The following is a 25,434-nucleotide window of genomic DNA, read 5'->3' as shown; positions in this document are numbered from 1 at the left end:
TGGCTATCAAAATTATTCTTTTCTTTTAAAAATCCCATGACCACAACACCTAAAACGCTTCCTCAAAGCACTTTTTGGCAGATTACCGAGAATATTCCCGAATCCCTAAAGTGGACTTTAATGATTTCCTCTATTATTGTCCCGCTTATTTTATGGTTACTAATCTCTAGTTTTGCGGGCATTGAATCCGTATTTTTGCCTTCTCCTTTAGCCGTTATTCAAGCACTAGGAAAATTAGCAGAACAGGGCTTTTTAATTCAAGATACTATTACCAGTTTTTTACGAGTAGTTGGGGGCTTTTTTTTGGGAGGATTGTTTGCTATTCCCCTGGGGATTTTAATGGGAACTTTTCCGAGTATTCGCAGTTTAATGGAACCGATTATTGGCGTTGTACGTTATATGCCCGCTCCTGCTTTTATTCCCCTATTGGTTATTTATTTGGGTATTGGAGAAACGTCAAAGATCATGCTCATTTTTATCGGGACAATTTTCTTTAATACTCTGATGATTATGGATGCGGTCAAGTTTATTCCCCGGGAATTGATCGAAGTAACTTATACTCTTGGAGGAACTCGAAAACAGGTTTTATTTAAAGTGATTACTCCCTATATTATTCCTAATATTATTGATACTTTTCGCGTTAATATGGCGGCCGCTTGGAATTTGGTAGTGGTGGCGGAATTGGTGGCGGCCGATAATGGGTTAGGCAAACGCATTTTATTGGCTCAAAAATTTCTGAGAACTGATGAAATTTTTGCCTGTTTAATTGTCCTAGGAATTATTGGCTTTGCTCTAGATTTAAGTTTTCGTTTGTTTTTGCAGTGGACTTGTAAATGGTCAATTACTCGTTAACTTAAAAACTCAAGCACAGAGTTTATTATGTCACCAGTAAAGTTATTTTAATGATAAGAGAAGAACCTTAATGCACTTAGAAATTACTCAACTCAATAAAATTTTCATCACTAAACGAGGTGCTGTGGTCGCTCTGAAAGATATTAATTTACACGTTGACAGTGCTGAATTTGTCTGTGCGGTCGGGGCCTCTGGTTCAGGTAAATCAACTTTGTTGCGAATGATTGCGGGTTTAGAGCAGCCCACTTCTGGCAAAATTACCGTTGATGGTGTTGAAGTGACAGGGCCAGGAGCCGATCGCGGTATGGTTTTTCAAAATTATACACTCTATCCCTGGATGACGATCCAAAAAAATGTTGAATTTGGCTTAAAACTACAGGGATTATCGACAAAAGAATGCTGGGAAGTAGCCTGTTATTATCTGGATATTGTCGGTTTAACTCAATTCGCTAATGCTTATCCTAGAGAACTATCGGGTGGGATGAAACAACGGGTGGCGATCGCCCGCTCTCTTGCCTGTCATCCCAAAGTCTTATTAATGGACGAACCTTTTGCCGCTTTAGATGTACAAACCAAAGAAAGAATGCACGAATATTTAATTGAAATTTGGCAAAAAATTAGGTGTAGTATTTTAATGATTACCCATGATGTGGATGAAGCGGTTTTTTTAGCTCAACGTATTTATGTTTTGAGTGCTAGGCCAGGGACTATACAACGGGAATTAACAATTAATTTACCCGTAGATCGTAATTATAAAATTAAACGACAATCTCAGTTTTATGACTATACGGATCAAATTTACGGCCTACTACGGGGTGAGAAATCCTAGAAAAAACTAGGGATCATCAAGAGTAGTCTCTGGTTCAAAACGAGTTAGAGCAGCAAAAATCATCCTCAAACAGCGATCGCTGCTGCCGCAAACCCCTAGATAAATGATGGAACAGTTGTTCAACCATTAAGATTTTGTGATAATCCTGGGCAAGTGTGATCTAAAGTACAGCTTTTTTTGGGGAAGTTTCTCCATCGGTGCTGCCTTGGGTCGCCAATATGATAGAATGGGAGTAAATTGATACAAAACTTTACTTCAAGGTGAATCTATGCCGTTTACGATCGAATCAGCGCGGAGCATTTTCCCCAACACGCTATCAGCGGATGTGGTTCCCGCCACGATTGCGCGTTTCAATCAGCTGAATACCGAAGATCAACTAGCCTTGATTTGGTTTGCCTATCTAGAAATGGGCAAAACCATCACCGTTGCCGCCCCCGGCGCTGCTAGTATGGTATTTGCCGAAAACACCATGAATGAAATTCGGCAGATGTCACCCTTGCAACAGTCGCAGGTGATGTGCGACTTAGCGAACCATGCTGACACTCCGATTTGTCGTACCTACGGCACTTGGTCTGCTAATATCAAACTGGGATTCTGGTATCAATTAGGACAATGGATGGAAGATGGCAGTGTTGCGCCAATTCCCAAGGGTTATCAACTATCTGCTAATGCTACCGCCGTTTTAGACGGGATTAAAAAATTAGAGTCGGGACAACAAATCACCGTTCTGCGGAATTGTGTGGTGGATATGGGCTACGATCCCAAGAAACTGGGCGATTATAACCGTATTTCCGAACCCGTGGTTCCTCCCCAAAATATTGCCGAACGGACCAAAGTTAGCATTGAAGGCGTTACCAATGCCACCGTCCTCAACTATATGGACAACCTCAACGCCAATGACTTTGATGTATTAATTGAATTATTCACCCCTGACGGCGCTCTGCAACCACCTTTCCAACGTCCCATCGTCGGTAAAGAGTCAGTATATCGCTTTTTCCGCGAAGAATGCCAAAATTTGAAATTAATCCCCGAATGCGGTGTAGTGGAACCCGCCGATGACGGTTTTACTCAGATTAAAGTGACAGGAAAAGTACAAACCCCCTGGTTTGGTGCGGGTGTGGGTATGAATATGGCATGGCGCTTCCTCCTAACTCCTGATAATAAAATTTTCTTCGTAGCGATCGATTTATTAGCTTCTCCGAAAGAATTATTAAACTTTGCCCGTGGCTAAATAGCTACTGGAAGAAATCATTAAAAATTCTGATGAAATTTATTAGAGTTCCTTGTCAAGTGAACTCTTTTTTTTCTACAATCAAAAAGCTGACTTTAAAAAATTGGGAAATACACCAGTTTCCTCTCTGATGTAGGTAAGAATAACTAAACGATCATTCTTACAGATGTCGGAGCCAAGAGTCATGGTCGCTCAAAAACCCAAAATTATCATCCCTAAAACTAAAATCATGCCCGTGAGTGAAATAATTTGGTCAGATACCGAACAAGAAATTGCTCAAACTGCTTTCCAAAAAGCCTATCAGCGAGAAACTAGCACTTTAATAGAACATATTAAAGAACAGTCTGTTCAGATCACGGTTTTAGATGATATCTGGCAAATGCACGATTATCTAAGCGCCCGACGACATCAGATTGATGGTAAATATGACTATCGCTATACTTCCCTAATTTTTGTCTTTGCTCAACTGTTAAAGGAAGGATGGTTAAAGCTAGAGGATCTCAACGGTTTGGAAAAAGATAAACTAGCGAAAATCGCTGCCCTCTCGCGAATGTAAATTAATGATTAGCATTAAGCTATCAGCTTTCCGCTTCTAGTTGGGTGACTAAAAAATTCATCTCTAGATAATCAACACCGTCTTAAGTTTTTCCTAAGCGGCAACCAATTCCGCTAGAATGAGTCAATCATCCCGATCGCTTTTCGCTTGTTTTGCACCTTTGCTTTATGTTCAAAAATCTTTTACTTCCCCTAGGAATATCTATCTTTCTCGGTGTTTGTCAGTCTTTGTCAGCCGCCGAATCAGCTATCATCAAATACTACATCTTCCAAGGGTCTGTATCGGTATCAGAATTAAAGCAATTGAGCGAAACAGGCGAATTAGCTCCCGCTTTAGCGGCACAATTAAAGATGGCTAACCAAAAACCCGAAGAATTCCGTAAAATCCTTAATCGTCGCGTAGCGGTGGATGCCGTCTTTCTTTCCAAATTTCTTAATAGTTTTTTGGGCGAAAGTTTGCTAGATTATGCCGCCGAAATTGTCCACACCCCCAATCGGGCTGCTAGTCGGCAAGCTTTACGAGGTTCCTTAGTCACTTCTGCCCTCAACGATAACGAGATTCAAATCATCGAAGTCCTCGCTAATTATCCCACCAGCGAGGTTCATGTGGATGGCAATCGTCTGCTGGATTTAATCAACCAAATTGAGTCAGTATTGAAAAAAATGCCCCGGTTACCTTTCTGATACCAAATCCGCCTTTCGGGTTTTCTTGAATTGCGCTGTAAATTGAATAAATTAGGATAATCTGGTAGGAATAATGACCACTTCTTTGTCTGAAAGGAAAACAGTTAGCGGCAAACCTTTTTTAAAGTGGGCGGGAGGCAAAACTCAACTGGTTCCCAATATTCTATCTTTGATTAATTCCCAGATTTCTCAAGATTGTCAGTTTAACTACATTGAACCTTTTGTCGGAGGTGGGGCAGTTTTATTCTCAGTCTTAAATAATTTTTCTTCTGTCCAAAAAGTCATTATTAATGACATCAATCCTGATTTAATCATGGCTTATAATGTTATTAAAAATAATGTCAAAGAATTAATAGTCAAGCTTAAAAAAATTCAGCAGGATTTTTATGAACTTAAAAATCTAGAGGAACAACAAAAGTTTTTTTTGGATAAAAGAATAGAATTTAATTCTCGCAGCTGCGATGACGATCTAGAAAAGACAGTTTTGTTATTATTTCTCAATAAAACAAGTTTTAATGGACTTTATAGAGTCAATAGCAAAGGACTTTTTAATGTCCCTTTTGGAAAATATGTCAAACCGTTGATCTGCAATGAAGAAAACTTATTAGCTGTCAACCATCATTTACAAAAAGTAACGATCCTACAAGGAGATTTTGTCCAAACCCTAAATTATGCCAATAACAAGACTTTATTTTATTTTGATCCTCCCTATAAACCGATTAAAAAAACATCAGCTTTTACCTCTTATACTAAAGAAAATTTTAACGATGAGGAGCAAATAAGATTAAAACAATTTATCGATCGAGTGGATCAGGCCGGTTATAAATTTGTTTTAAGTAATTCCGACGTTAAAAACTTTGACTCTAACAATAATTTTTTTGATGATTTATATAAAGATTATAATATTCAAAGGGTAAAAGCCCGACGAAATATTAATTCCCAGGGCAATAATAGGGAAGAAATCTGGGAATTACTGATCAATAATTGACAAAAATTAAGCCTAACACAAAAGACGACATGAATAAAAATATTTCTTCAAGAGATCGAGGGGCAAGACTATTAATAGACTTGATCATGAGTCCCAATATCGATTAAATTGATTTCTTCTTGCAAGGTTTCTTGATTTTGCTCAAAGCAAAAGACAATACGACAATCATATTCAACCGAACAAGCCCAAGCTCCTGATAATTTTCCTTTAAGTTTATGAGTGCGTAATATAGGATTATAGGGATCGTCAGCAAGTAATCTTAATTTAGCCTCAATTTTGCTTTTTAAATCGGGTCTGCTTTTAATGATTACCTTAAAAGCTCGTTTAAAGGATGAGCTTAGAATTAATTTAGTCATTGTTTAATTCTGCAATAATATCATCAATGTTTCCCCGAAAGACTTTCCCTTGTTGGTAGTCTTGACGCGCTTGATGGATATTCTTCGCGATTTCTTCTCGTCTTTTTTCAATTTGTCTATGTCTAATAATACTGATTAAATCATCTTGTTCATCAAAAGAAAGATTGTCAATCATTTCTAAAATTTGATGAAATTGAAGGGTTTGTGACATTGGCGCTTTTCCTTTTTCAAATTAAAGAATAAATTTATTGTCAGTACCTAAGCAAAATTAATTACACAGATATAACTACCTCTTGCATGAGTGCCTATTTTTTAAGCTTTCCTTGGCTTCTTCAAGGGTTTCTCCTTGACCATTTGCACCCGGAATTTCAGTACAAATCGCCCAGTATCCCCCTTCTGTTGCCGCTTCAATGATAGCAGTAAACTCCCCTTTCAAGATAGTCTTCTTCGATAATATATTAGATATAGCGCCCATGCAAAAGTGAAGTGCAACCCCCGGGATTGACAGAGGTAAGCCCCTAGAGATAGTCTGAAGTTTCTGACAAGAGAAAGACTATCCGATCGCCTATATCCATCTTAAGCTAAAAATTTGCTTTGACCATAGTGCCTATCTCGCCAATGGCAATTAATTGGGCACGACTACGTTTACCCTTCTGAGTATGAATTTTATCTGCAATCATCCCTCGATCGAGCATTGCTTAAAACAACAATTAATTAATATTTTTCCAGAAAACAACCATAAATTAACTTTCTATCGTTGCCCAAAAACTGATATTATCCTCTATCGTTCACCTCTGTTTTATTATTTTACGCCCGCTCAATTTCAAACCATATTTAACCATTTAATCGTCCTTTTTCCGCAAATTCAGCTTAAAGAAGGATGGCTAGAATTATTATTAGATCAGCAATGTTTGTCCTTTTGGTTACTGAAACTAAACGATTTAATCGATCAATTTTTCTCGGATCAGCTTCCTCTCCATCCCAGAGGAGAATTTTTCTTTTTATTTCAATACACTCACGCTCGCTATTCTGGTTTGTTACAACTGCTCAATCGGGAAAAAATTAGATTAATCGAGCCAGAACTATTATCGTGGCATCATCCCGCCGAAATAGCTTTAATCCTGCAAATTTTAACTGTTTGTGATTGTTGGGAACGCCAGAAACCCTATCCCCTAACCGCAAATTTTTGCGAGGCAATGCTCAATTTTGAGCGTAACTGTCGCATTATCGGAGAATCGGCCCCAATTCAGCGATCGAGATTAATCCTGATTAGCGTCAGTCAAAAACTACTTAACCGTCTTCTCCGTCAAAAATGGCAACTGCTGCCGATGACGGAACTATAAAAATATTAACTTTTATGAATTTAGTGGACAAAACCATCAGCTTATGATAGATTTTAATTAGTGTGAGGAGCGAACCAGAATAGAGAGCCGAGACGAAACATGGACAGTCGCCGGCTCTCTTTCTGTTGTTCAGGAATTATTTTCTTCTTGGCGATATTTAATAAAAGTGGGCAAATCAACCCGAAAAGAGGAATATTTCGGGGAAGGGGAGATGATAGGTGCGGGCCAATCCCTCTCTTTCTTATTTAAGGATTCCACTGGCTCAATTGTCTCTAATTCCGCTAAAAACTCATCGATGGGAGCCACTTCATCCCTTTCTTGGTTTTCTGTCTGAGACCAAGGCTCGATCGCGGCTGCCTTGGCGACAAGGGCTAAATCCGGGGGAGAATTGCGATCGCTCCCGCGCTGGAAATACTGGGCTAAGGCCGCTTTATACTGGAGGGTGTAGCGTTGCTGACGTTGGAGACGGGTGCGTAATTCCTGCAATTGCTGGTCATAGTTGCACAGTTTTTGGCTTTTTTCCTGATAACTTTCCTGAATTAAGGCACATTCTCGCTCTAAACGGGCTAATTGTTGACGCGTGCGGGTCAATTCTGCGGTCAAATTGGCAATAATCATCGGTTGCCGTTGTTCTGCTTGACGATACTGTTCGATTTCTCCTAAAGCTCGCTGTAATTGTTGCTTTTCGTATTGCAGTTCCTCGTTTTGCTGCTGGATTAGGGTATCACAACTTTGCCAGCGACGATGTTGCTCGGCTAACTGCGATCGTAGTTCTGCGAGAGCCTGCTCCCGTCGCCAGATCTCCCCTTGTAATTCTTGATTTTGTTGACGTAAATGAGAGGATAGAGCCGGCCAATCTGTCTCATCTGTTGATTGACTCTCATGCTCGACAATTTCAGCAGTAATGACAGTATCCGCATGGGTGAGATGATCGAGGTACAGGTCGGAATTATCGTTCATAAAAGCCAAAGGATGAGGAAACCTAGAAGTTTAGAGACGTTAAAAGCCTTCTATCGTTCCAAAAAAAAATGGGAACCGCATTGTTAGAGACTGCCGCGCGGTTCCACTGCCGATCCTTGAGAGGAGAACACTATAAATAACTATAAGCTTATTAGGAATTTTTGTCAATACTTAATGAGAAGTTTTTTCATTAAGTTGGGAGAGAGGGGAATCGACTAATTCGTAGATAGGGTTGGCTGAATAAATCTAAAAACCTTGTTGGGTAAGACTTTTAGACTTTTTTGACATCAAAAAGTGCCAGCCATAAAACCCCACACCCCACACCCCACACCCTACCCCCACGAAAAACTTTTTGCCGCAAACCCTAGATATCTATTGATACAAGCATCGGTCGAGCGGGTTAGCGGCTCGATGTGCTTCAATAATTCTATAGTTTTTATTTTCCTTGTCGTATCATGCCACGTCCCCCGAAGAAAACCCCTAGCACCCCTGAACCCCCCGAAGAGCCAATTAAAACCACTCCTCCCCTACAACCTCTACAAATTATTAAAAAGGGTTCTAGGGCTGCAGTACCCCCCAAACCCCCGGAAACCCCTTCAGAAATCATCGAGGAAAAACCAGCCGCAGAAACGGTAAAATCAGTCAGTAGCGAGATAAAATCTCCTTTCCGTCCTCGTTCCGATTCGGCTCCTCTATTCCGAAAACCAATTCCCAAAGCAGAAATTCCTGTCATCGAAAAAGCGACGGGAGCCAATGGCGAAGTATTTAATCTGACCGATTCTGTCCTCATTACCGAACCTTTTGGTACTCGTATTGCCGCTATTATCGATAGTTTTTATGCCGATGCTCAAGGCGAAATCTGGGCGCAACTCAAACCGGTGGAAGTTAATCCCGATTGTCGCTGGGAACAGGCCTGTATTCGCTCTCAGGGTTTGGTAAAAGCTGAGTAAGACAGTTATCAGTTATCAGTTATCAGTTATCAGATTTGAGTTTTAAGTGTGCAGTATTAACAAGTAATTTAGATAATGTCTCTTGCATAATTAATTTTTGATGGTTCAAAAACGTCAAAAATAAGGATTAGATTGTCTAAAATCTGTAAATAGACCATTTAATTGATTATTATTCATTCTTAATTCTCCTGACTACTGACTTCTAATCCTAACAACAATTTTTGATTTTTACAAGAGGTCTGATGATTTGGTATTCTCAAAAGGTTTACTGGCTATGGTATGATTAAGGGGAGTTTGTTAGACTATGATATTTTTCATGATCATCTGTTTTTATCTGATATCATGTTGAGAAAAATTCACGCTCTAAATTTGGGTTTAAATTATGATAACTACACTAATCGAACGAGAAGCAGAACCAATTTTAATTAGTGACTTAACCTGGAGAGAATTTAAAGCTGTTGAACAGCTAATTGATCGTCCAGGGTTAAGGTTATCTTTTTTAGATGGAGTTTTGGAGATTAGAAAAATGCCTGGTAAAAAACACGAAACTATCAAAGAACGTATTGGTGCTTTACTAGAAATTTATTTAGAATTTTTGGGATTAGATTTTACTCCTACTGGTTCTGTCACCTTAGAAGATGAATTTGAAAAGGTTAAAAAAGAAGGTGATAAATCCTATGAGTTGGGAGCAAATAGAAAACATCCTGATTTAGTAATTGAGGTGGTTGTTAGTAGTGGAGGAATTGATAAACTGGAAGCATACAAACGGTTACAAATTCCCGAAGTTTGGTTTTGGATGAATGATGAGTTATTGTTTTATAGTTTAGGAAATGAGGGTTATGAAGCTGTTAGTAAATCGCAACTTTTACCGAGTTTAGATGTAGATTTATTGATGCGTTGTATTGGTATAGAAAATCATGCTCAAGCGCTGGGAGAATTTAGAGCAGGGATTAAACCGAATTGCTTGGGTTAATATTGATAGAAAACGATTAAGAAATTATTGCTTCAGTTGCTGTGGATTCGTTGAAGCAGCAAATTATCAATCAGATTTTGGTTGAGAGAATTTCAGTATATTAACGGGAAGAGAAATGTGAGTGACGAGCTTGTAAAATGGATAAAAGAAAGTTAGTGACTTTCTGAAAACATTCACGATCCCTTTGTAACATTAGGTATCCCTTGTGGATATATATTGACATGGGAATGTTGTATTGATTTAAAAAGCCTTTGCCAGTTGATTAAAATTTCATTAGCGTTTCCGTCCTGATTTTTTTGTAACCCAAGTATCACTTCAACAGTTCCTTGATAATTAGCTTGAGATATACTCTGGTGGTTAAGTTTACTTAAAATATTTTTTAAAGTAGCCCAAACTGAACTTACTCTAATAATTTCTATTAATGTATCTCCTTTATGAATTACTATTACAAGTTCATAGTTATCCTTTCGATTTTCTGAGCATAAAGATTCCCACTGGCTTGTTTTTAAGCGAATGATAGGATTGTTATAACTTATAGTTTTGACTTCACTGTAAATATTTTTACCTTTTGAATCTTTACACAAAAAATCATATCCTAAAGCTAAATAATCACTTTGTTTTTCAGCAAAATAACCTAGTAATTTATACATTCTTTTTGCTTTTCTCTCACCCCATTCTCCCCAATACTCTTTATTCTCACCTGTACCACCAGGAGAATAAACAAATATAGAGTTATTAGATATATTTTTTTGATTTAGTGGTTCTTGGATATTTTCTGGAGGGGGCGTAAATTTTTCTTCTTCAGGAATATCCCCAATATCATAACCATTTTCTAGTAAGTATTCTTTGATGTCTTCAATCTCATCATCTAGTAACTGTAACATTAATTGCTCTGTAATTTTCATTTTATCTAACTTCAAAGCATCAAGTAAATGTTTACCCAAATTAACATTTTTAATACTATTCCACTTCCTTACATAATAAATAGAATTATTATCTTTATCATAGTAATTATGTAAAGACTCTTTATAGTCTATTAAACTACACATCATGAGAATTTTAGGAGGATTATAAAATCGAATGTTATCTACTTTCTCTTTAATTTGCTCCTCTATTAAAATATCACGTTTTCCAGTAAGTAATATACCTATAAATATAGACCTTGCTTTAATTAAACCAGGTAGATAGTTATCAATTTCACTTTTATCCAAATTAATATCCATATCCTCAATAGTGATTTTTTTAACTTTTAAAATATCAAGTATTGTTTCAAATTGAGAACAATTTACACCAGAATCAGCAAATTTTACTAAACTAGAGTTGCGCTTAGGAGGTAATTTCAATGATGTACTAAAATAGAATAAATCATTAATAAAACGAAATTTACCATCATAAGTTAGTAATTTTCCACTATTTATCCAAGTTTTAATTTTTTCTTTATCTTCTTCATTTATTCCTTGTATAATACATCTTAAAAAATGTTCAAAGACTTGATTTAGTCGTCTATCATGTTTGTTGGTATGCTCAGTATATTTTTCAGCAATATCATCTAAGATAGTTAAACAACTTTCTACATTAAGCTCTCGCTTCACACCAATAAAATCTTCTACTTCTTCTTTCAAGCTACATATACATACATTGTAGCAATCTCCTGCGAGTTCTCTGATTCGATTAGAGTATATACCCTCAGATGACTTATGGCATTTTTCATCAAAGCAAGGAATTGAGTAGTTATGTTTTACTGAAACTTGAAAATAGGAAATTACTTCTACTGGAATATTATTTCTCCATACTTTTGATTGCTGTCCTAAATTTAATCTATCCCAATTATCATTTATATACCTCCATATTTTCTGAGAAAATCTAAAATTATTAAAGTACACATAATGGGGGTAATAAATAAAATTTTGAAAAAAGTGTTTTTGCTCATTAGAATCAAGTCCAATAACTCCTAAGTATTCTTTTTCAAATTGCGTTGAAAATTGAATTTCTCGCTTATCATTATATATCCAAAATCTGACTTTCTCTTCTACTCCTATATTTATAAAAAATTCCTTCCATTGCTCTTTATTAGATGATTCATGTTCGGAATATTTAGAACTAACAAATTGATAAAAATCAGTATCTTCATAGAAAGTTTCTAAATTTTGCTGGGGATTATAGTAATTTGATAAGTAACACTTTTTAGCTAGTTCTAAATTATTGTTTCTGACCAAAAGTTTTAATCCACGTAATTTCTGAAAGTCTTCTTGAGTTAAATAGGTACGATATGTAAATATTTTTCTGCATATATCAACAGCATTTTCAGATGTTATAATCTCTGGGTTATTGAGGACTTGATAAATTTTCTCTCTAATTAAATCGACACCCTTTAAGTCAGATACTCCTAAGACACCAGTAAAAAACCTTTTCCATTCAATAATAGAATCTCCTTCTTGATAATATTTATTACTGATTAAATTAGGTAATGATACCTCTAATAGTGATATATCTTCCAACTCTTCATTTGTATAAAACTCAGATAAGTTACATTGACTTGCTACTTCTAATCCATTGTTAGTTAATAAAGGTAATTTATGAAGTGATTCAATATCCTCATTACTCAACGATAACGTCTTCCACACATTAAAAATATATCTAGTAATATTAATGGTATTTGTATCATTAATTGCATTATTGGTAATCATAGGAATTATTGTGTTAGATATAATATCTAATCCATTAGGATCTTTAACACCTATAAATAAGAAAAAATATTTCCAATTACTAACTGTAGCTGTAGTTTCACAATAATTATGAATAACAAACTTAAAATTTTCAATACCAATTAAATTTGCTACTTCCTCTGTTGGATATTGAGGTTTATAAAAATCGGATAAATAAAAATTACAAGCACAATCAAGATAATATTTATTATCCTTTGGATTACGATAAATTAATTGTAATTCATTTAATTTTTGACATTGTTCAGAATTCAGTTGAGAATAATATTTAAAAATAAATCTGACATAATTTATACAGTTATCTAAGGATAATTTTACATCTGGTTTGTATTTAGCTTGATTTATTCTTTCTTTCAATATTTCGTAACCATTAAAAATCTTAATTCTTAAATTATTTTTTGCCCATGCAAAGAGTTCTTGGTCTTGTCTAAGTTTTTCGTCTATATCAGGATGTATAAAATAAAAAATATCGAAATTTAATATTTCTTTTATTTCTTTCTCTGATTCAATAATTTGGAAATATAATAGATCAGGACTAGCCAAATTACTATTTTCATCCAAAATAAATTTTATAGAAAGTAATTCTCTATTAGATAAGTTTTTTGTTTTTAAATGAGCTAATACTTGAAAAATAAGCTGCGGGTTGCTTTTAACAATATTTTGGTAATGTATGGACTTCAAAAAACTACCAAGGGATTTTACATCAAAAATTTTAACACCAAAATTCTTTAGTTTTGTTTTATTGAGTAATGAATTACTTATAAAGTATCGCTTAGAATCAAAAGATGTTCTTACAGTTTCAACTGGTATTATTTTAGTAATTTCTGTCTCATCTAAAATAGAATTATTTACAGTTAATAATTTATTATCTTGTTCTGAAGGAATAAAAGCAATTAATTCTAGAGCTTGATCAAATTTTTGATTAAATGAGATAAAAGTTTCACTTTTAGCTAAGTTCAAAGAAAATTTAGATGGTAAAATATTAGTAACTTGGTTTCTATATTCTGTCTTTTTCGCAACTTCAGCTATCCATGTTAACGAGTAATAAGCTATGTTAGCAAAAAGAAATATATTCCAAGGATTATCATGATGAATTTCTTGTCGGTTAGCTGTAGTCAGAAAATCAGCATTAACTAAGAAAGGAAATTTATATTCTTTTACATTGGTTGGTAAATATGTAAATAAAACAGAATCTTCTTCATTTACAGCAACCAATTTATTATCTATAATTTGAGCAGCAAAGGTAAGTTTTGACCGTTCAACTAATTTGAGTTTATCAGGTATTTTTTTATCGCCCTCCATCTTATCTTTGATTTGTTTAGACACATTAAATTCAAAACCCTGTACTAACCAATAAGTAGTTTGGTTATTTCTACATATTTTGTATTTTTCTCCTTGCTTTTCTTTAGTGATGGAGATATCAATATTTAAGCCTATATTTAAGCCTATTACATCAATTCTGTGAACATGACGTAAAAATAAAATTAATCTAGGATCTTGAAATAATTTTTCTAACTTTGTTTTATATTCTTTAATTTTAGCTTGTCCCACATAAATAGCAGTTGCAACAGGAAAAGTAAAAAATTGTTGATACTGCTGAATTTCTACAGGATATTCTTTTTTATCTATCCAAATAGGTTTGATTTGCCAAGGAGTTTTCTCAAGGTTTTTATGTCTTTTGTCATTTCTATCAAATTTGAATGAAAAATTACCAGAATTAATATATACACATTCTGAATCCGCAAATACAGATTTAAACCCTATACCTTTATAACCTGTTTGCTCAGAATTATTGACTTTTGTACTTTTGGATATACTCGATATAGCGTCTACATTAGTGCTATCAAAAGGCTTACCATTATGCAAAATCAAAAAATGTTCGCAGAGAATGACAAATAGTACGTTTACTTGACCAGTTTCATTAGGTATATCATCAGCATTTTGCAAGAGTTCAAAGATAAATCGTTCTGTTTCTGTATACAAATCACCTGTAAGTCTTGTTAAAGCATTAGCAAGGTTTTCAGCATCTCTTTCAGACTGACCTGTTTCATTGAATATTTTCTCAATTAGTTGTTTAGGATTTTGCATAATTCTTTATTCGCAGGGAAATTTGGTCATTATTGTTACCTAATAAATCCAGTTCTAAGCAATTACCGAGTATATCGGTTACTCATTGATGATTTTATTGGGTAATATTGCCGTATCTATTTAGCATATCACTTTTTTATCAACTAACAACAATCAAAAATCTGACAGGGGGACAAGAAGGATGAAATCCATATATCATAAGCTTTTCATGGTTTTAGCTCGAAAAAGTCCGCCGCACCATCTCTCACTTATTAATAATAATTCCTAGTAAGCTCGCTCCTATTCCTAATTCTTTCGTTAGCTTTTTGCCTAGAATCGCTAGATCTATTTCTAGAATTTCTGGACTATTTTGTAATAATTCCTTGGTTCTTCGGTTTGTGTTATGCAATGGACTGGGATTATAAAGGATGGAACTCTTATGTAGAAAGGCATTTGGCGATTTTTGTCAATTGTTTTTGATCTAGAGCGAACTCATCAATTAAGTCTCTTGCCAGAGAAGGATTTAGTCAATTTATGCCCCCCTATCGAACCATAACAAGTAACGAAGAGCCATAATCCTTCATCTCTCAATCGTTTAATAATTTCCTCTGGGGATTCTCCTAGGTCAACAATTTTCGATAATACCTCTACCCGATTAATAATACTGATATAACACCCATTAATCAAGGCATTTTCTACAATTTCTGCTCCTGGTTCATCTCTAAGATAAGCTAAAAAGGCAGCAGCATCTAACACAGATTTATTCACTTAAATACTCCTGTCTGCCTTCTTGAATAAGTTCATCTACTAAATTTCTATCAGGTGATTTATCTTTTAATAAACCTCTTAATTTTTTAACTTGGTTTTTGAGACTAACTAATTGTAATGTACCATTATCTTCCAGAGTTAAAATTAATCTATATCCAGATTCTAAATTAAGAATTTGTTGGATTTATTGCGGTAAAGTTAAACGTCCTTCTGGTTCAATATCAAGTATGTATTGTTGAGAAAGTGATGAATTAGCAACTGTCATAACTTTATATTTCTGGTTCTTCCGAACTTACACTGTAGAAAATTCCTCAAGCTCCCTCTCTGCACAGCAATGCTCTAAAGTTGATAAATATCAATCTAACAAAAACTCAAAGGCTTATTGTACAAGCTTTACAAGCATAAGTTGTTGATAGTTTTACATGACAGGTTCGGTAGAGCCATATTTCCTCGTTTTCTACCTATTTCTAGTTTAGCAAAATTCTCAAAGTTAATCCTGTAGGGTGCGTTAATGAAATGTAACGCAAACAGTAAGTTTTTAAAACACTCAAGCTCTAATCACAGTAATTCTATATTGATTTTCCGTCAGCACAACTTCAGTTGATAACCTTTCTTCCATTGGTAAGGCATTTTTCCGCCTATCAAAGATAAATAACCAACCAAAATCTAATCCCAAACGTCCTAAATAAGATTCTAATTGTTCAATTCCATCAGCTTGAGGATCACGTTTTTTATCCCGCCATACTTTTAATTCAATCCCTAAAATTACATCTTTATAACGCAAACATAAATCCATTCTGTCACTACCAATTGCATATTCCCTTTCTAAAACTCCCCCACCATTAACCACACGATGTAAAAAAGCCATTAATACTATATGGGGGGCAATTTCATGGTAAGCAGCACTACTTAATAAAGGTTCGACCTGTTGTCGCCAAAACTTGAGAAATGCTGTTAATAAACCATCAATATTTAATTCACCTTTTGCCGTCAACCAACTAGGACTAATTAAAGGTAAACTGTCCTGAGTTCCTTGAACTAAAACACGGGGGATAACTTCACGATATATGGGGTTAGAAATAACTAATCCCCCCATCGGATCACGTCTTAATAATCCTAAATCAATTAAATATTGCCTATCATCTGCTAGGGTATCGGGTAAGGTTTGCCCTGCTAAAATTGGTTCAATAATGTTTTTAACTCGTTTTTCTCTGAGTTTTTCCGCTAAACTATCTAAATGAGTATCTTGACGAGCAATTAATATTTCTTTGGCTGTTAAAATGTGTTCTTTAGTAATAGCAGTATTTCTATCTTTTACCATTTTTTCTATAATTTCTTTAGCTAAAGCATTGACTAACCAAGGTTGTCCTTGGGTTAAATCATAAGCTGTTTCTATAGCTTCAGGTGTAAAAATTTGTCCAGTTGCTGCTGTATGTTGTTGATATAATTCTCCCACTTCTGCAAGATTAAAGTTTCGCATAGTCAGAGAAGCAACTTTTATATTAAAAGGACTAGATGTATTTAATCTATCACTAGCACCAGATGCTACTTTATAATCTCTCACATCTCGTAAACCAATTAATCCTACTGAGGTCGGGAAATTTTCTGGACGATTAGGAAAACCATCTCTTAATTGTCGTAAAACCGATATTAATGTTTGGTCTTGTAAAGAGTCGATTTCATCTATAAATAATACTAAAGGTCGGTTTAAAGATTTTGCCCAACCTCTTAAAAAAGCCTTTATTCTGCTTCCTGGTTCTTCCTGTTGCCATTGTTTAGCAGCTGGTTGTAATTCGGTCGGTAAACTATCCTCAATTGTATTATACCATGCCCCTAAAATTGCTAATTCTGCGGCAGTAGGATCATGATTAAATGCACTTCCTACTTCTACAGATACCATGACTGCGGCATAATTTCCAGTATCAGTCAGTTGTTTTGCTAGGGATAACATAGCGGTGGTTTTCCCCGTTTGTCGTGGTGCGTGAAGGACAAAATAACTACGTTGTTGAATTAGCTCCTCTAAATCTGGTAATCGTACTGTGGGAGAGAGCATATAGTGGATATCGTCTTTACAAGGACCGGCAATATTAAACCAGCGAGTCATAGAATTTTGGTAATAGGTGAACTCTTTAAGTTTACACTATCAATTATGTTGGTATCAAGCAAGACTTTCACAGGTTATGTTTCTCCTTTAAATATTCCCATTTAGCTTGATCTGGATCAAAATCAGGAGGTGCAGGTTGGGTTTTCTCAAACCAGTTTTGCAAAACCTTGATTTTAGTTGGTCTTTTTTGGTGTTTCTGGTGCTGATTCAGTGGTTGGGGTTGTGGTATGATCAAGGGTGTCTGTGGCTGCCCAAACTACAATTTCCACGTTTCCAGGGGGTAAATTCAGGGGTTCGGTAATCAGCAAGTTACCAGATTGATCAATTTTTCCTTTGAGTTTGTATGCTTGCATGATGTTTTTTATGATACTCTGTTTTTATATTATTATCTCAAATTGGCTGAATAGGAGGTTATTAACTAAATGTACACCTTAAAAATTAGTAGAGTTGGAAATTCCTTGGCTATAACATTACCTCAAGAAGCCATGGAAAAACTTAAAGTTCAAGAAGGAGACAGTGTATTTGTCACTGAAACACCAACAGGTATTATTATAACTGCTGGTAATCCTGATTTTGAAAAAGCAATGGAGGCTTACAGAAAAGTCAGCACAAAATACAGAAATGCACTTCATGAGTTAGGGAAATGAATGGAATTTTCTGGTTAGATGAAATAATTGTTAAAGCTATACATGAAGACCAATTAATACAGCATGGTGGTCTTGCAGGTGTGCGAGATAACAATTTGTTTTTAGCTAGTTTAGATAGACCGAAAAATTTACTTGCTTATGGTGAACCTACACCCAGTATATTTGATTTAGCTGCGGCTTATGGTTATGGATTTGCTAAAAATCATGCTTTTATAGATGGTAATAAACGGGTAGCTTTCGTAGTAATGGCTATCTTTCTGGAATTAAATGGATATTCGTTGGATGTTCCAGAACCCGAAGTCGTTTTAATAATGGAACGACTAGCAAACGACCAAGAAAGTCAAGAAACTATATCAGAATGGCTGCAAGAAAATTCTATTAAATATTAAAGGGTGTCTGTGGCTGCCCAAACTACAATTTCCACGTTTCCGGGGGGTAAATTCAGGGGTTCGGTAATCAGCAAGTTACCAGATTGATCAATTTTTCCTTTGAGTTTGTATGCTTGCATGATGTTTTTTATGATACTCTGTTTTTATATCATATCATAGTGAACAAAATTCACGCTCTAAATTTGGGTTTAAATCATGATAACTACACTCATCGAACGAGAAGCAGAACCAATTTTAATTAGTGACTTAACCTGGAGAGAATTTAAAGCTGTTGAACAGCTAATTGATCGACCAGGGTTAAGGTTATCTTTTTTAGATGGAGTTTTGGAGATTAGAAAAATGCCAGGGAAAAAACACGAAACTATCAAAGAACGTATTGGTGCTTTACTAGAAATTTATTTAGAATTTTTGGGATTAGATTTTACTCCTACTGGTTCTGTCACCTTAGAAAATGAATTTGAAAAGGTTAAAAGAGAAGGTGATAAATCCTATGAATTGGGAGCAAATAGAAAACATCCTGATTTAGTGATTGAGGTGGTTGTTAGTAGTGGAGGAATTAATAAACTGGAAGCATACAAACGGTTACAAATTCCCGAAGTTTGGTTTTGGATGAATGATGAGTTATTGTTTTATAGTTTAGGAAATGATGGTTATGAAGCTGTTAGTAAATCGCAACTTTTACCGAATTTAGATGTAGGTTTATTAATGCGTTGTATTGGTATAGAAAATCATGCTCAAGCACTGCGGGAATTTAGAGCAGGGATAAAAATTATTGAATCAACATAACAATATAAAATGGTGATTTTTTCCGCCTATCTAAAGATTAGGGGTTAACTTAACAGTGGCAGAATGTCAAGAATTAAATTCTCAATATTCCATCAAAAGGGAACAAGTTTTTAACCGTTTCATCGCCTCCGTATTATTAGAAGAAAGACGAGCAGGTAATATTCCTGCTTGGGAAGAAATTAGAATTGTAAGAGAAAGAATTTAATAGCGATATTATACTAAATCCGTTGAGCATAGGCTACATATCAGGATAGGCAAGAGGCAAAAGGAGGAATAGATAATCAGTCTTTAATAACTGGATTTAGTATAAGTATTTCATATATGTTGATTGAGAAACCCTTACCCAGTAATACTTCTATGTTTAGTCATTCTCAATAAGGCTGTCCTTATTGCGGTGACTAATTACCCAGCAAGTTCGCAGCTTTCTTTTCACTGATTACTGTTTACTATTCACTGATTACTGTTCACTGATTACTGATCACTGAAAAATCAACTCAATAACCAATCTAGATGATTCTGTAAACATTGCTTGAGGTCGTAGCGTTGCTTGATAGTTTCCCTAGCATTTAAACGCAGATTTTGCCAACCCTGGGGATAATTTAACACTTCATCCACGCGATCGGCTATTTGTTGGGGAGAAAAGAAATCCACTAATAAACCATTTTCCCCATCAGTAATTAATTCTCGCACGGGGGGAGTATCGGAACCAATCACCACACAACCCATAGCCATAGCCTCTAACATTGACCAAGAAAGCACAAAAGGACGAGTAAGATAGATATGGGCGGCCGATGCCTGTAAAACCTGTTTATATTGACCGTAGGGCAGAGAACCGGTAAAATGCACCCGGGATAAATCCAAAGAAAGGCTTTCTAACATCAATTGTTTATAGGTTTTGCCGTCCGGTAGAGTTTTCCCATAAGCGACCCGATCCTCCCCGACAATTACGATATGACAGTTAGGCCGACGGGCTAAAATTAGGGAAACAGCCGTCATAAATTGGGGAAAACCGCGATAGGGTTCCATTCCCCGGGTTGCGTAGGTGACAATCTCCTTAACACCCGATAAATCTAAACCTATCTCTGGAATCACTAACTGCACATCGGGACGGGGACAAAAATAGTCCGTATCGATGCCATCGTGTAAAACCGTCAGTTTCGAGTGAAATTCGCGGGGAAATTGTTGTTTTTGCCAGATAGTCGGCGATAAACCTCGATCGCAACTGACCAGATCGATGAGGATTGGCGCATTTTTAATTCTAATCCGGGCCTCGGCATCAGCATTAAGGGGGTCCGCCGGATCAAAATCAGCATCGGAACCATGGGCATGATAAAACCATTCAAAATAAGCTAAAAACTTAGTTTTCGGGAAAATATCCTTGATAAATAGACCCGGCCCCCAGCCAGAATGTGCATAGACAATATCGGGATAAAATCCTTGATTTTTCAGTTGTTGGCAAACAGCATAAACCGCTTGACCTTGTAAAACCGCACTTTCAAGGGGACGGACATAATGATGGGTTTGGGGAGAAACAGCGCGACTTTCCTTGTAAATAAATTTTTTTACCCCCGCTATCTCTCCCTCCTGCCGGGTAGTGCCGAAAATCACTTGATTTCGGGGTTCTTGAGCTAAAACCGTGATTAAATGGCGAAATTGGGCGGGAAAATTGGAATGAAGGAATAAAAATTTCATCGCGGGTAAAGGTTTAGAAAAAGCGATCGCTAACCGTACATTGTCCCTGAAAACGGAGCAGATGATCGCATAATACCAAAGCCATCATCGCTTCCACCATAGGGACGGCCCGGGGTAAAACGCAAGGATCGTGTCTTCCTTTGGCTGCCAGGGTGGTTTCTTCCCCGGTGCGCGTCACGGTTTTTTGTTCTTTACCGATAGTCGCGGTGGGTTTAAAAGCGATGCGGATAATAATATTTTCACCGTTACTGATTCCCCCTTGGATGCCTCCCGAACGATTGCTAGTGGTGCGAATTTCCCCGTTATCATCGATAAAATACTCGTCATTGTGTTCGCTGCCGGTTAAGAAGGTTCCCGCGAATCCCGATCCGATTTCAAATCCCTTACTCGCGGGTAAGGACATCATCCCCTTAGCTAAATCGGCTTCTAGCTTATCAAAAACGGGTTCTCCTAGACCTTTCGGCACATTTCTGGCTACACATTCCACCACACCGCCGATCGAGTCCTTATTCAGGCGAATTTGGTCAATCAGGGCGATCATTTTGGCGGCCGTTTCCCCGTTGGGACAACGCACTATATTACTTTCCACCTCGTCGAGGGTGACGGTGTTGGGGTCGATGATTGCCTCAAGATCTTTAATTCGCTTCACATAGCCGATAATCTCGACATTATAGACAGATTTAAGGATTTTTTTAGCGATCGCTCCTGCGGCCACCCGGCCGATGGTTTCCCGGGCCGAAGATCTGCCTCCTCCTTTCCAGTTGCGAATGCCGTATTTTGCTTCGTAGGTGGCATCCGCATGGGAAGGTCGGAATTTTTCGGCCATTTCGTTGTAATCTTGCGAACGAGCATCCTGATTCCGCACTAAAATAGCGATCGGTGTACCGAGGGTTTTGCCTTCAAAAACGCCCGAAATTATCTCACAAATGTCATTTTCCCGACGCGGGGTCACGATTCTGCTTTGTCCCGGTTTGCGACGGTCTAAATCGATTTGAATCTCCTCTTCGGAAATTTCTAAGCGCGGGGGACAACCATCGATAACCACTCCTACCCCACCCCCGTGAGATTCTCCAAAAGTGGAAACCCGAAATAGTCGTCCGAAAGTGTTACCCATAATCTCAATGTCTATTAAGCCTCAAGGTTTTATTGTACCTGAGCGGTTATCAGTTTTTCGGGAATAGGGGTTAGGGGTTAGGGGTTAGGGGTTAGGGGTTAGGGGTTGGGGGTTGGGGGTTAGGGGTTAGGGGTTGGGGGTTAGGGGTTGGGGGTTAGGGGTTAGGGGTTAGGGGTTAGGGGTTAGGGGTTAGGGGTTGGGGGTTGGGGGTTAGGAGGTATATCGTTGTCAGGATCGCCGATTTCTGGGTCGTATTCGTAGCCACAGACTGAACAAACCTATTTCAAGGTAGTTTTCCTCTTAATCTAGACTTAGAAACTTTGGGACAATTCTTCTGAAACTATAAGCTATTTTCCGCTAAAACTCGCGTTAATATCAAAAGAACACGCTGTTTTTTTCCGTGGCGAAAATTTAATGACTCCCTTGTTGGTTCACACTTATCCTTCTCTTGTCAAGGGTATTTTAATTAAACGTTACAAACGCTTTTTTGCCGAGATACAACTGGACAACGGAGAATTAATTACGGCCCATTGCGCTAATACCGGACCGATGACGGATGTATGTGTAGAGGGTCAACCGGTTTATCTTTCTCGCAGTGATAACCCGAAGCGAAAATTAGCTTATACCTGGGAGATGATTCAACTGGGAGAGACTTGGGTGGGAGTTAATACCAATCTTCCCAATCAGGTGGTGAAAAATGCCCTGTTGCAAGGATTTTTTCCCGATTTGGTCAAAAATGACACCGAGGTGCGATCGGAAGTGGCCTACGGTCAAAATAATGGCAGTAGAATTGATTTTCTGTTGACCCATGGTGATAAATCCCTCACCTATATCGAGGTCAAAAATACCACTTGGAATCAGGGAGAAACGGCACTTTTTCCCGATACTGTCACCACGCGGGGACAGAAGCATTTACAGGAATTAATGGCTTTATTGCCGGCAGCGGAGGCGATTATGCTCTACTTTATTAATCGGGGTGATTGTGACCAGTTTGCTCCGGGGGATAGTAAGGATACTAAATACGGGCAGTTATTGCGTCAAGCAGTGGCTAAAGGAGTCAAAGTTTTACCCTGTCGCTTCCAAGTGACACCCACGGGAATTTATTATTTAGGTTTAGCAGAATTGCAACTGTGACACCAGTGGTTTAGAGGGGCCAGCTTTTGACAAAATCCCCCAGACCGCAACTGACCTTTAAAAACCTAGAGACACAGTTACCTGTGCCTCTAAGGGGGATTTTTGTCGATACATATTTGGGGTAATTTGTCAAGGTTTTTGATAACTAATTCCGTGGCGCATTTTCTCTAATTTCTGTTGCACCTTAGCATCGAGAGAATGGAATAAAAAACGCCCTTTGGGACTTTGAGAAGAACTCTGGGATTTTCTCAGACGACGACCGGTTAAATCCACCTCGATTTCCAGACGTTGAGCGGAAATCCACTGGGCCCCATAACCCATAACCGTCATTTTTTGGGCATTATCAGAGGTAGCGACGATAATCCGTCCGATAGCTGGGGCGCGATCGTGCCAAAAATCGGCACAGGTTTTCTCGATATAGGTGTCGGCGGTTTGAGCGTGAGCGGTAAAATAAACCGATAAATGGTTAGTGTAGCGTTCCTGGCTGCCGGGGGTATCTTGAAGGTAGGAATCGAAGACGATTTGGGTTTGATAACCCTGATGGTGGGTGTAACCGATTAGGGTTTCAATTAACTTGTCTCGCGCCGGTTCGAGACCGTGGCGATCGCTAATTTTTTTCAGGGACGGCCAAGAGCCGATTACGTTGTAGCCATCAACCAGCAGAAGGGAACGATCAGAGAAATTAACCATGGCTTTGAGAGTAATTGGTGTGGCATTAAGGGCAGTTCTAAAAAACAGCATCCTAATGATATTAACAAAAAATTTAAGATTCAACCGCCGCACTTGCCAATAATCTCGCTTTTAATTCTAGGGCATTTCCCTGATCCGTTACCTTGCCCCCCTCCAACAAAAATGCCCCATCGCTGTAATCCAATTCCTCCAGGCGATGCGTCACCCAAAGGGCCGTAATCCCCCGGTTTTTGACCAATTTCTGCACTTGAGAGACTAATTCTAGCTGGGTATCCCCATCCAAAAGGGCGGTGGGTTCATCAAAGAGCAAAACCTCGCAATGACGAGCTAAAGCCCCCGCAATGGCGATTCTTTGCTTTTGTCCGCCACTGAGAGCATAGATCGGTCGTTTTTCCATTTCTAATAAATTCACCGCCCCTAGGGATTCCCGCACCCGCGCCCGAATTGCCGGCGTGGATAAACCCTCGGATACCAACCCAAAAGCCACATCTGCCCCCACTGTTGGCATAACTAACTGATGGTCGGGATTTTGAAAAACAAAACCGAGGGGGTTAGGTATCTCTATTTCCCCGCGACTAGGTTTTAATAATCCCGCTAAGAGCCGCAGCAGGGTTGATTTACCGCTGCCATTTGTCCCCAACAACATCCAAAATTCCCCTCTGGGAACTTGCAAAGAGCAGCCATTTAATACTGATTTCCCATTCGGCCAGCTAAAGCAGAGGTCTTTTACTTTTATAGTCATAATTATGAGTTGATCAGTTATCAGTTATCAGTTTTGAGTTTTCAGTGGAAAGTGTTATGTAGGCGATTGCCGTTTTCTTGTCACTGATTACTGGTTACTGCTCACTGATAACTGATTAAAGAACTATTCTGTGGCTAAAGCGACAAACCCCGGCGCTCTACCAGTGGAGGCAGCCCCGGATTTTTGTGAAACAATCACCGCACTGATCTGATCGCTCAAAACCGCCACCTTTTTATCGGTTTGTTTTTCGCAGGTTAATTCTAATAATTCCGGATTTGGCGATCGCATAGCGTTAATAATTGTTTGATACAAAGCGTCTGCTGCTGCTTCTTCCTTGCGCTGCACGGAAATGGGGATGGGGGAGAGTTTCAGGGTAATATCGATCGAATACATAGTTTAGCGTTCCCTTCCAAAAAACAAGTCAAAAACCATTGTATAGCAGGGGTTGGGAAGTCAGTGATCAGTTATCAGTTATCAGATGTGAGTTTTCAGTTCACTGATTGCTGTTCACTGTGGGGATAACCTTAGGGTCATAACCGATTAAATCTCGGCAGTCGGTGTGCAGAGGCGTTGTTAGCTGGCAATCACTTGCTTGAATGAATTAGCATGGTGCGTTCCCCAAAATCTATCGGTGCAGCAGTAGGAGCCAGATTAGGTAACGCACCCTACAGCAATAGCTAATCTTGGTAATGATAGCGACAGGAAATAATTGTTAGATAGGGTCTGCTGAATAAATCTAAAAACCTTGTTGGGTAAGACTTTTAGACTTTTTGTCAATCAAAAAGTACCAGGCCTGGGAGTGATCAGGGGGAAAATTCAGGTACTTTTTCCCTGAAAATTAGGTAGTTGACCACCTG

Annotated in this window: 26 protein-coding genes and 2 pseudogenes; 14 read left to right on the top strand and 14 right to left on the bottom strand. The window is 37.7% G+C overall.

The genetic code is table 11. From position 1 onward, the window contains the following. Window positions 1-36: 36 nt before the first annotated feature. From IM319_RS08110 to IM319_RS08085, 6 genes are all read left to right on the top strand, one after another. On the top strand, window positions 37-852 hold the full coding sequence (locus tag IM319_RS08110) for an ABC transporter permease (protein WP_287735239.1): 816 nt from the start codon (window positions 37-39) through the stop codon (window positions 850-852). Window positions 853-922: 70 nt separating this feature from the next. Beyond that, window positions 923-1,681, top strand: a complete 759-nt coding sequence (locus IM319_RS08105; protein WP_287735238.1) for an ABC transporter ATP-binding protein — start codon at window positions 923-925, stop codon at window positions 1,679-1,681. A gap of 268 nt (window positions 1,682-1,949) precedes the next feature. After that, window positions 1,950-2,912 (top strand): orange carotenoid-binding protein, encoded by a 963-nt coding sequence (locus IM319_RS08100; protein ID WP_287735237.1) that lies wholly within the window; start codon window positions 1,950-1,952, stop codon window positions 2,910-2,912. Between the two features lie 166 nt (window positions 2,913-3,078). After that, the gene (locus tag IM319_RS08095; RefSeq protein ID WP_286825230.1) at window positions 3,079-3,468 is read left to right on the top strand and encodes a hypothetical protein; all 390 of its coding nucleotides are present in this window, start codon (window positions 3,079-3,081) and stop codon (window positions 3,466-3,468) included. A 167-nt stretch (window positions 3,469-3,635) separates the two neighbouring features. Continuing rightward, entirely contained in the window at window positions 3,636-4,151 is a 516-nt protein-coding gene (locus IM319_RS08090) for an alpha/beta hydrolase (protein WP_287674995.1), read from the top strand. 73 nt (window positions 4,152-4,224) lie between these two features. Continuing rightward, the gene (locus IM319_RS08085; RefSeq protein ID WP_287735236.1) at window positions 4,225-5,139 is read left to right on the top strand and encodes a DNA adenine methylase; all 915 of its coding nucleotides are present in this window, start codon (window positions 4,225-4,227) and stop codon (window positions 5,137-5,139) included. A 71-nt stretch (window positions 5,140-5,210) separates the two neighbouring features. Here IM319_RS08085 and IM319_RS08080 read toward each other — a convergent pair whose 3' ends face one another. Further along, window positions 5,211-5,495: a type II toxin-antitoxin system YafQ family toxin gene (locus IM319_RS08080; RefSeq protein ID WP_287076827.1), complete on the bottom strand. Its 285-nt coding sequence runs from the start codon at window positions 5,493-5,495 to the stop codon at window positions 5,211-5,213. Next, entirely contained in the window at window positions 5,488-5,706 is a 219-nt protein-coding gene (locus IM319_RS08075) for a hypothetical protein (RefSeq protein ID WP_286825227.1), read from the bottom strand. The genes IM319_RS08080 and IM319_RS08075 overlap by 8 nt, the downstream gene beginning before the upstream one ends. A gap of 448 nt (window positions 5,707-6,154) precedes the next feature. On the opposite strand from IM319_RS08075, the gene IM319_RS08070 reads away from it, so the two are divergent. After that, a complete protein-coding gene (locus tag IM319_RS08070; RefSeq protein WP_287735235.1) occupies window positions 6,155-6,838 on the top strand; it encodes an anticodon-binding protein in 684 nt (227 codons plus the stop codon). 129 nt (window positions 6,839-6,967) lie between these two features. Here the strand turns inward: IM319_RS08070 and IM319_RS08065 are convergent, their stop codons facing one another. Then, entirely contained in the window at window positions 6,968-7,798 is an 831-nt protein-coding gene (locus tag IM319_RS08065; RefSeq protein WP_287735234.1) for a hypothetical protein, read from the bottom strand. Between the two features lie 455 nt (window positions 7,799-8,253). Here IM319_RS08065 and IM319_RS08060 point away from each other — a divergent pair, with 455 nt between their 5' ends. Both IM319_RS08060 and IM319_RS08055 read left to right on the top strand, forming a co-directional pair. Further along, a complete protein-coding gene (locus tag IM319_RS08060; protein WP_287675003.1) occupies window positions 8,254-8,748 on the top strand; it encodes a hypothetical protein in 495 nt (164 codons plus the stop codon). Window positions 8,749-9,130: 382 nt separating this feature from the next. Further along, window positions 9,131-9,721 carry a Uma2 family endonuclease gene (locus IM319_RS08055; RefSeq protein WP_287735233.1) on the top strand — a complete coding sequence of 197 codons (591 nt, stop codon included), beginning with the start codon at window positions 9,131-9,133 and terminating at the stop codon, window positions 9,719-9,721. Window positions 9,722-9,894: 173 nt separating this feature from the next. Here IM319_RS08055 and IM319_RS08050 read toward each other — a convergent pair whose 3' ends face one another. The 4 genes and pseudogenes from IM319_RS08050 to IM319_RS08035 form a co-directional block, all read right to left on the bottom strand. Continuing rightward, window positions 9,895-14,532 carry a sacsin N-terminal ATP-binding-like domain-containing protein gene (locus tag IM319_RS08050; protein ID WP_287735232.1) on the bottom strand — a complete coding sequence of 1,546 codons (4,638 nt, stop codon included), beginning with the start codon at window positions 14,530-14,532 and terminating at the stop codon, window positions 9,895-9,897. A gap of 474 nt (window positions 14,533-15,006) precedes the next feature. Next, window positions 15,007-15,279 (bottom strand): type II toxin-antitoxin system VapC family toxin, encoded by a 273-nt coding sequence (locus IM319_RS08045; protein ID WP_287735230.1) that lies wholly within the window; start codon window positions 15,277-15,279, stop codon window positions 15,007-15,009. Window positions 15,280-15,826: 547 nt separating this feature from the next. After that, window positions 15,827-17,383, bottom strand: coding sequence for an AAA-like domain-containing protein (locus IM319_RS08040; protein WP_287735229.1), 1,557 nt, complete (start codon window positions 17,381-17,383; stop codon window positions 15,827-15,829). A 67-nt stretch (window positions 17,384-17,450) separates the two neighbouring features. Further along, a pseudogene (locus IM319_RS08035) lies at window positions 17,451-17,736 on the bottom strand (hypothetical protein). 69 nt (window positions 17,737-17,805) lie between these two features. On the opposite strand from IM319_RS08035, the gene IM319_RS08030 reads away from it, so the two are divergent. Then, window positions 17,806-18,030, top strand: coding sequence for an AbrB/MazE/SpoVT family DNA-binding domain-containing protein (locus tag IM319_RS08030; RefSeq protein ID WP_158201318.1), 225 nt, complete (start codon window positions 17,806-17,808; stop codon window positions 18,028-18,030). Next, window positions 18,027-18,419, top strand: coding sequence for a type II toxin-antitoxin system death-on-curing family toxin (locus tag IM319_RS08025; RefSeq protein ID WP_287687475.1), 393 nt, complete (start codon window positions 18,027-18,029; stop codon window positions 18,417-18,419). Before IM319_RS08030 ends, IM319_RS08025 begins: the two co-directional genes overlap by 4 nt. Here the strand turns inward: IM319_RS08025 and IM319_RS08020 are convergent. Beyond that, on the bottom strand, window positions 18,416-18,538 hold the full coding sequence (locus IM319_RS08020) for a hypothetical protein (RefSeq protein ID WP_286823715.1): 123 nt from the start codon (window positions 18,536-18,538) through the stop codon (window positions 18,416-18,418). The genes IM319_RS08025 and IM319_RS08020 overlap by 4 nt on opposite strands. Before the next feature lie 76 nt (window positions 18,539-18,614). Between IM319_RS08020 and IM319_RS08015 the strand changes: the two genes are divergently transcribed. After that, window positions 18,615-19,205 (top strand): Uma2 family endonuclease, encoded by a 591-nt coding sequence (locus tag IM319_RS08015; RefSeq protein ID WP_287735227.1) that lies wholly within the window; start codon window positions 18,615-18,617, stop codon window positions 19,203-19,205. Between the two features lie 55 nt (window positions 19,206-19,260). Then, window positions 19,261-19,410 (top strand): hypothetical protein, encoded by a 150-nt coding sequence (locus IM319_RS08010; RefSeq protein ID WP_287735225.1) that lies wholly within the window; start codon window positions 19,261-19,263, stop codon window positions 19,408-19,410. Window positions 19,411-19,694: 284 nt separating this feature from the next. Here IM319_RS08010 and IM319_RS08005 read toward each other — a convergent pair whose 3' ends face one another. The 3 genes and pseudogenes from IM319_RS08005 to IM319_RS22455 all read right to left on the bottom strand — a co-directional run. Then, entirely contained in the window at window positions 19,695-20,897 is a 1,203-nt protein-coding gene (locus IM319_RS08005; RefSeq protein WP_287735224.1) for a glycosyltransferase family 4 protein, read from the bottom strand. A 13-nt stretch (window positions 20,898-20,910) separates the two neighbouring features. Then, complete coding sequence (aroC, locus tag IM319_RS08000) at window positions 20,911-22,011, bottom strand: chorismate synthase (RefSeq protein ID WP_287735223.1); 1,101 nt, start codon at window positions 22,009-22,011, stop codon at window positions 20,911-20,913. Window positions 22,012-22,193: 182 nt separating this feature from the next. Further along, a pseudogene (locus tag IM319_RS22455) lies at window positions 22,194-22,283 on the bottom strand (rubredoxin); the annotation flags it as partial. A gap of 142 nt (window positions 22,284-22,425) precedes the next feature. Here IM319_RS22455 and sfsA point away from each other — a divergent pair. Beyond that, window positions 22,426-23,145, top strand: coding sequence for a DNA/RNA nuclease SfsA (sfsA, locus tag IM319_RS07995; RefSeq protein WP_287735221.1), 720 nt, complete (start codon window positions 22,426-22,428; stop codon window positions 23,143-23,145). 129 nt (window positions 23,146-23,274) lie between these two features. Here the strand turns inward: sfsA and IM319_RS07990 are convergent, their stop codons facing one another. From IM319_RS07990 to IM319_RS07980, 3 genes are all read right to left on the bottom strand, one after another. Continuing rightward, on the bottom strand, window positions 23,275-23,886 hold the full coding sequence (locus tag IM319_RS07990; protein ID WP_287735219.1) for an NYN domain-containing protein: 612 nt from the start codon (window positions 23,884-23,886) through the stop codon (window positions 23,275-23,277). A gap of 22 nt (window positions 23,887-23,908) precedes the next feature. Beyond that, window positions 23,909-24,577: an energy-coupling factor ABC transporter ATP-binding protein gene (locus tag IM319_RS07985; RefSeq protein WP_287686982.1), complete on the bottom strand. Its 669-nt coding sequence runs from the start codon at window positions 24,575-24,577 to the stop codon at window positions 23,909-23,911. 123 nt (window positions 24,578-24,700) lie between these two features. Beyond that, a complete protein-coding gene (locus IM319_RS07980) occupies window positions 24,701-24,970 on the bottom strand; it encodes a hypothetical protein (RefSeq protein WP_002756830.1) in 270 nt (89 codons plus the stop codon). Between the last annotated feature and the right edge of the window lie 464 nt (window positions 24,971-25,434).

Origin of the sequence: Microcystis sp. M113S1, assembly GCF_020246945.1 — a bacterium.
Classification (GTDB): Bacteria; Cyanobacteriota; Cyanobacteriia; order Cyanobacteriales; family Microcystaceae; genus Microcystis.
The sequence above is the reverse complement of the archived record's forward strand: the minus strand, read 5'-3'. Positions and strand labels throughout refer to the sequence as shown.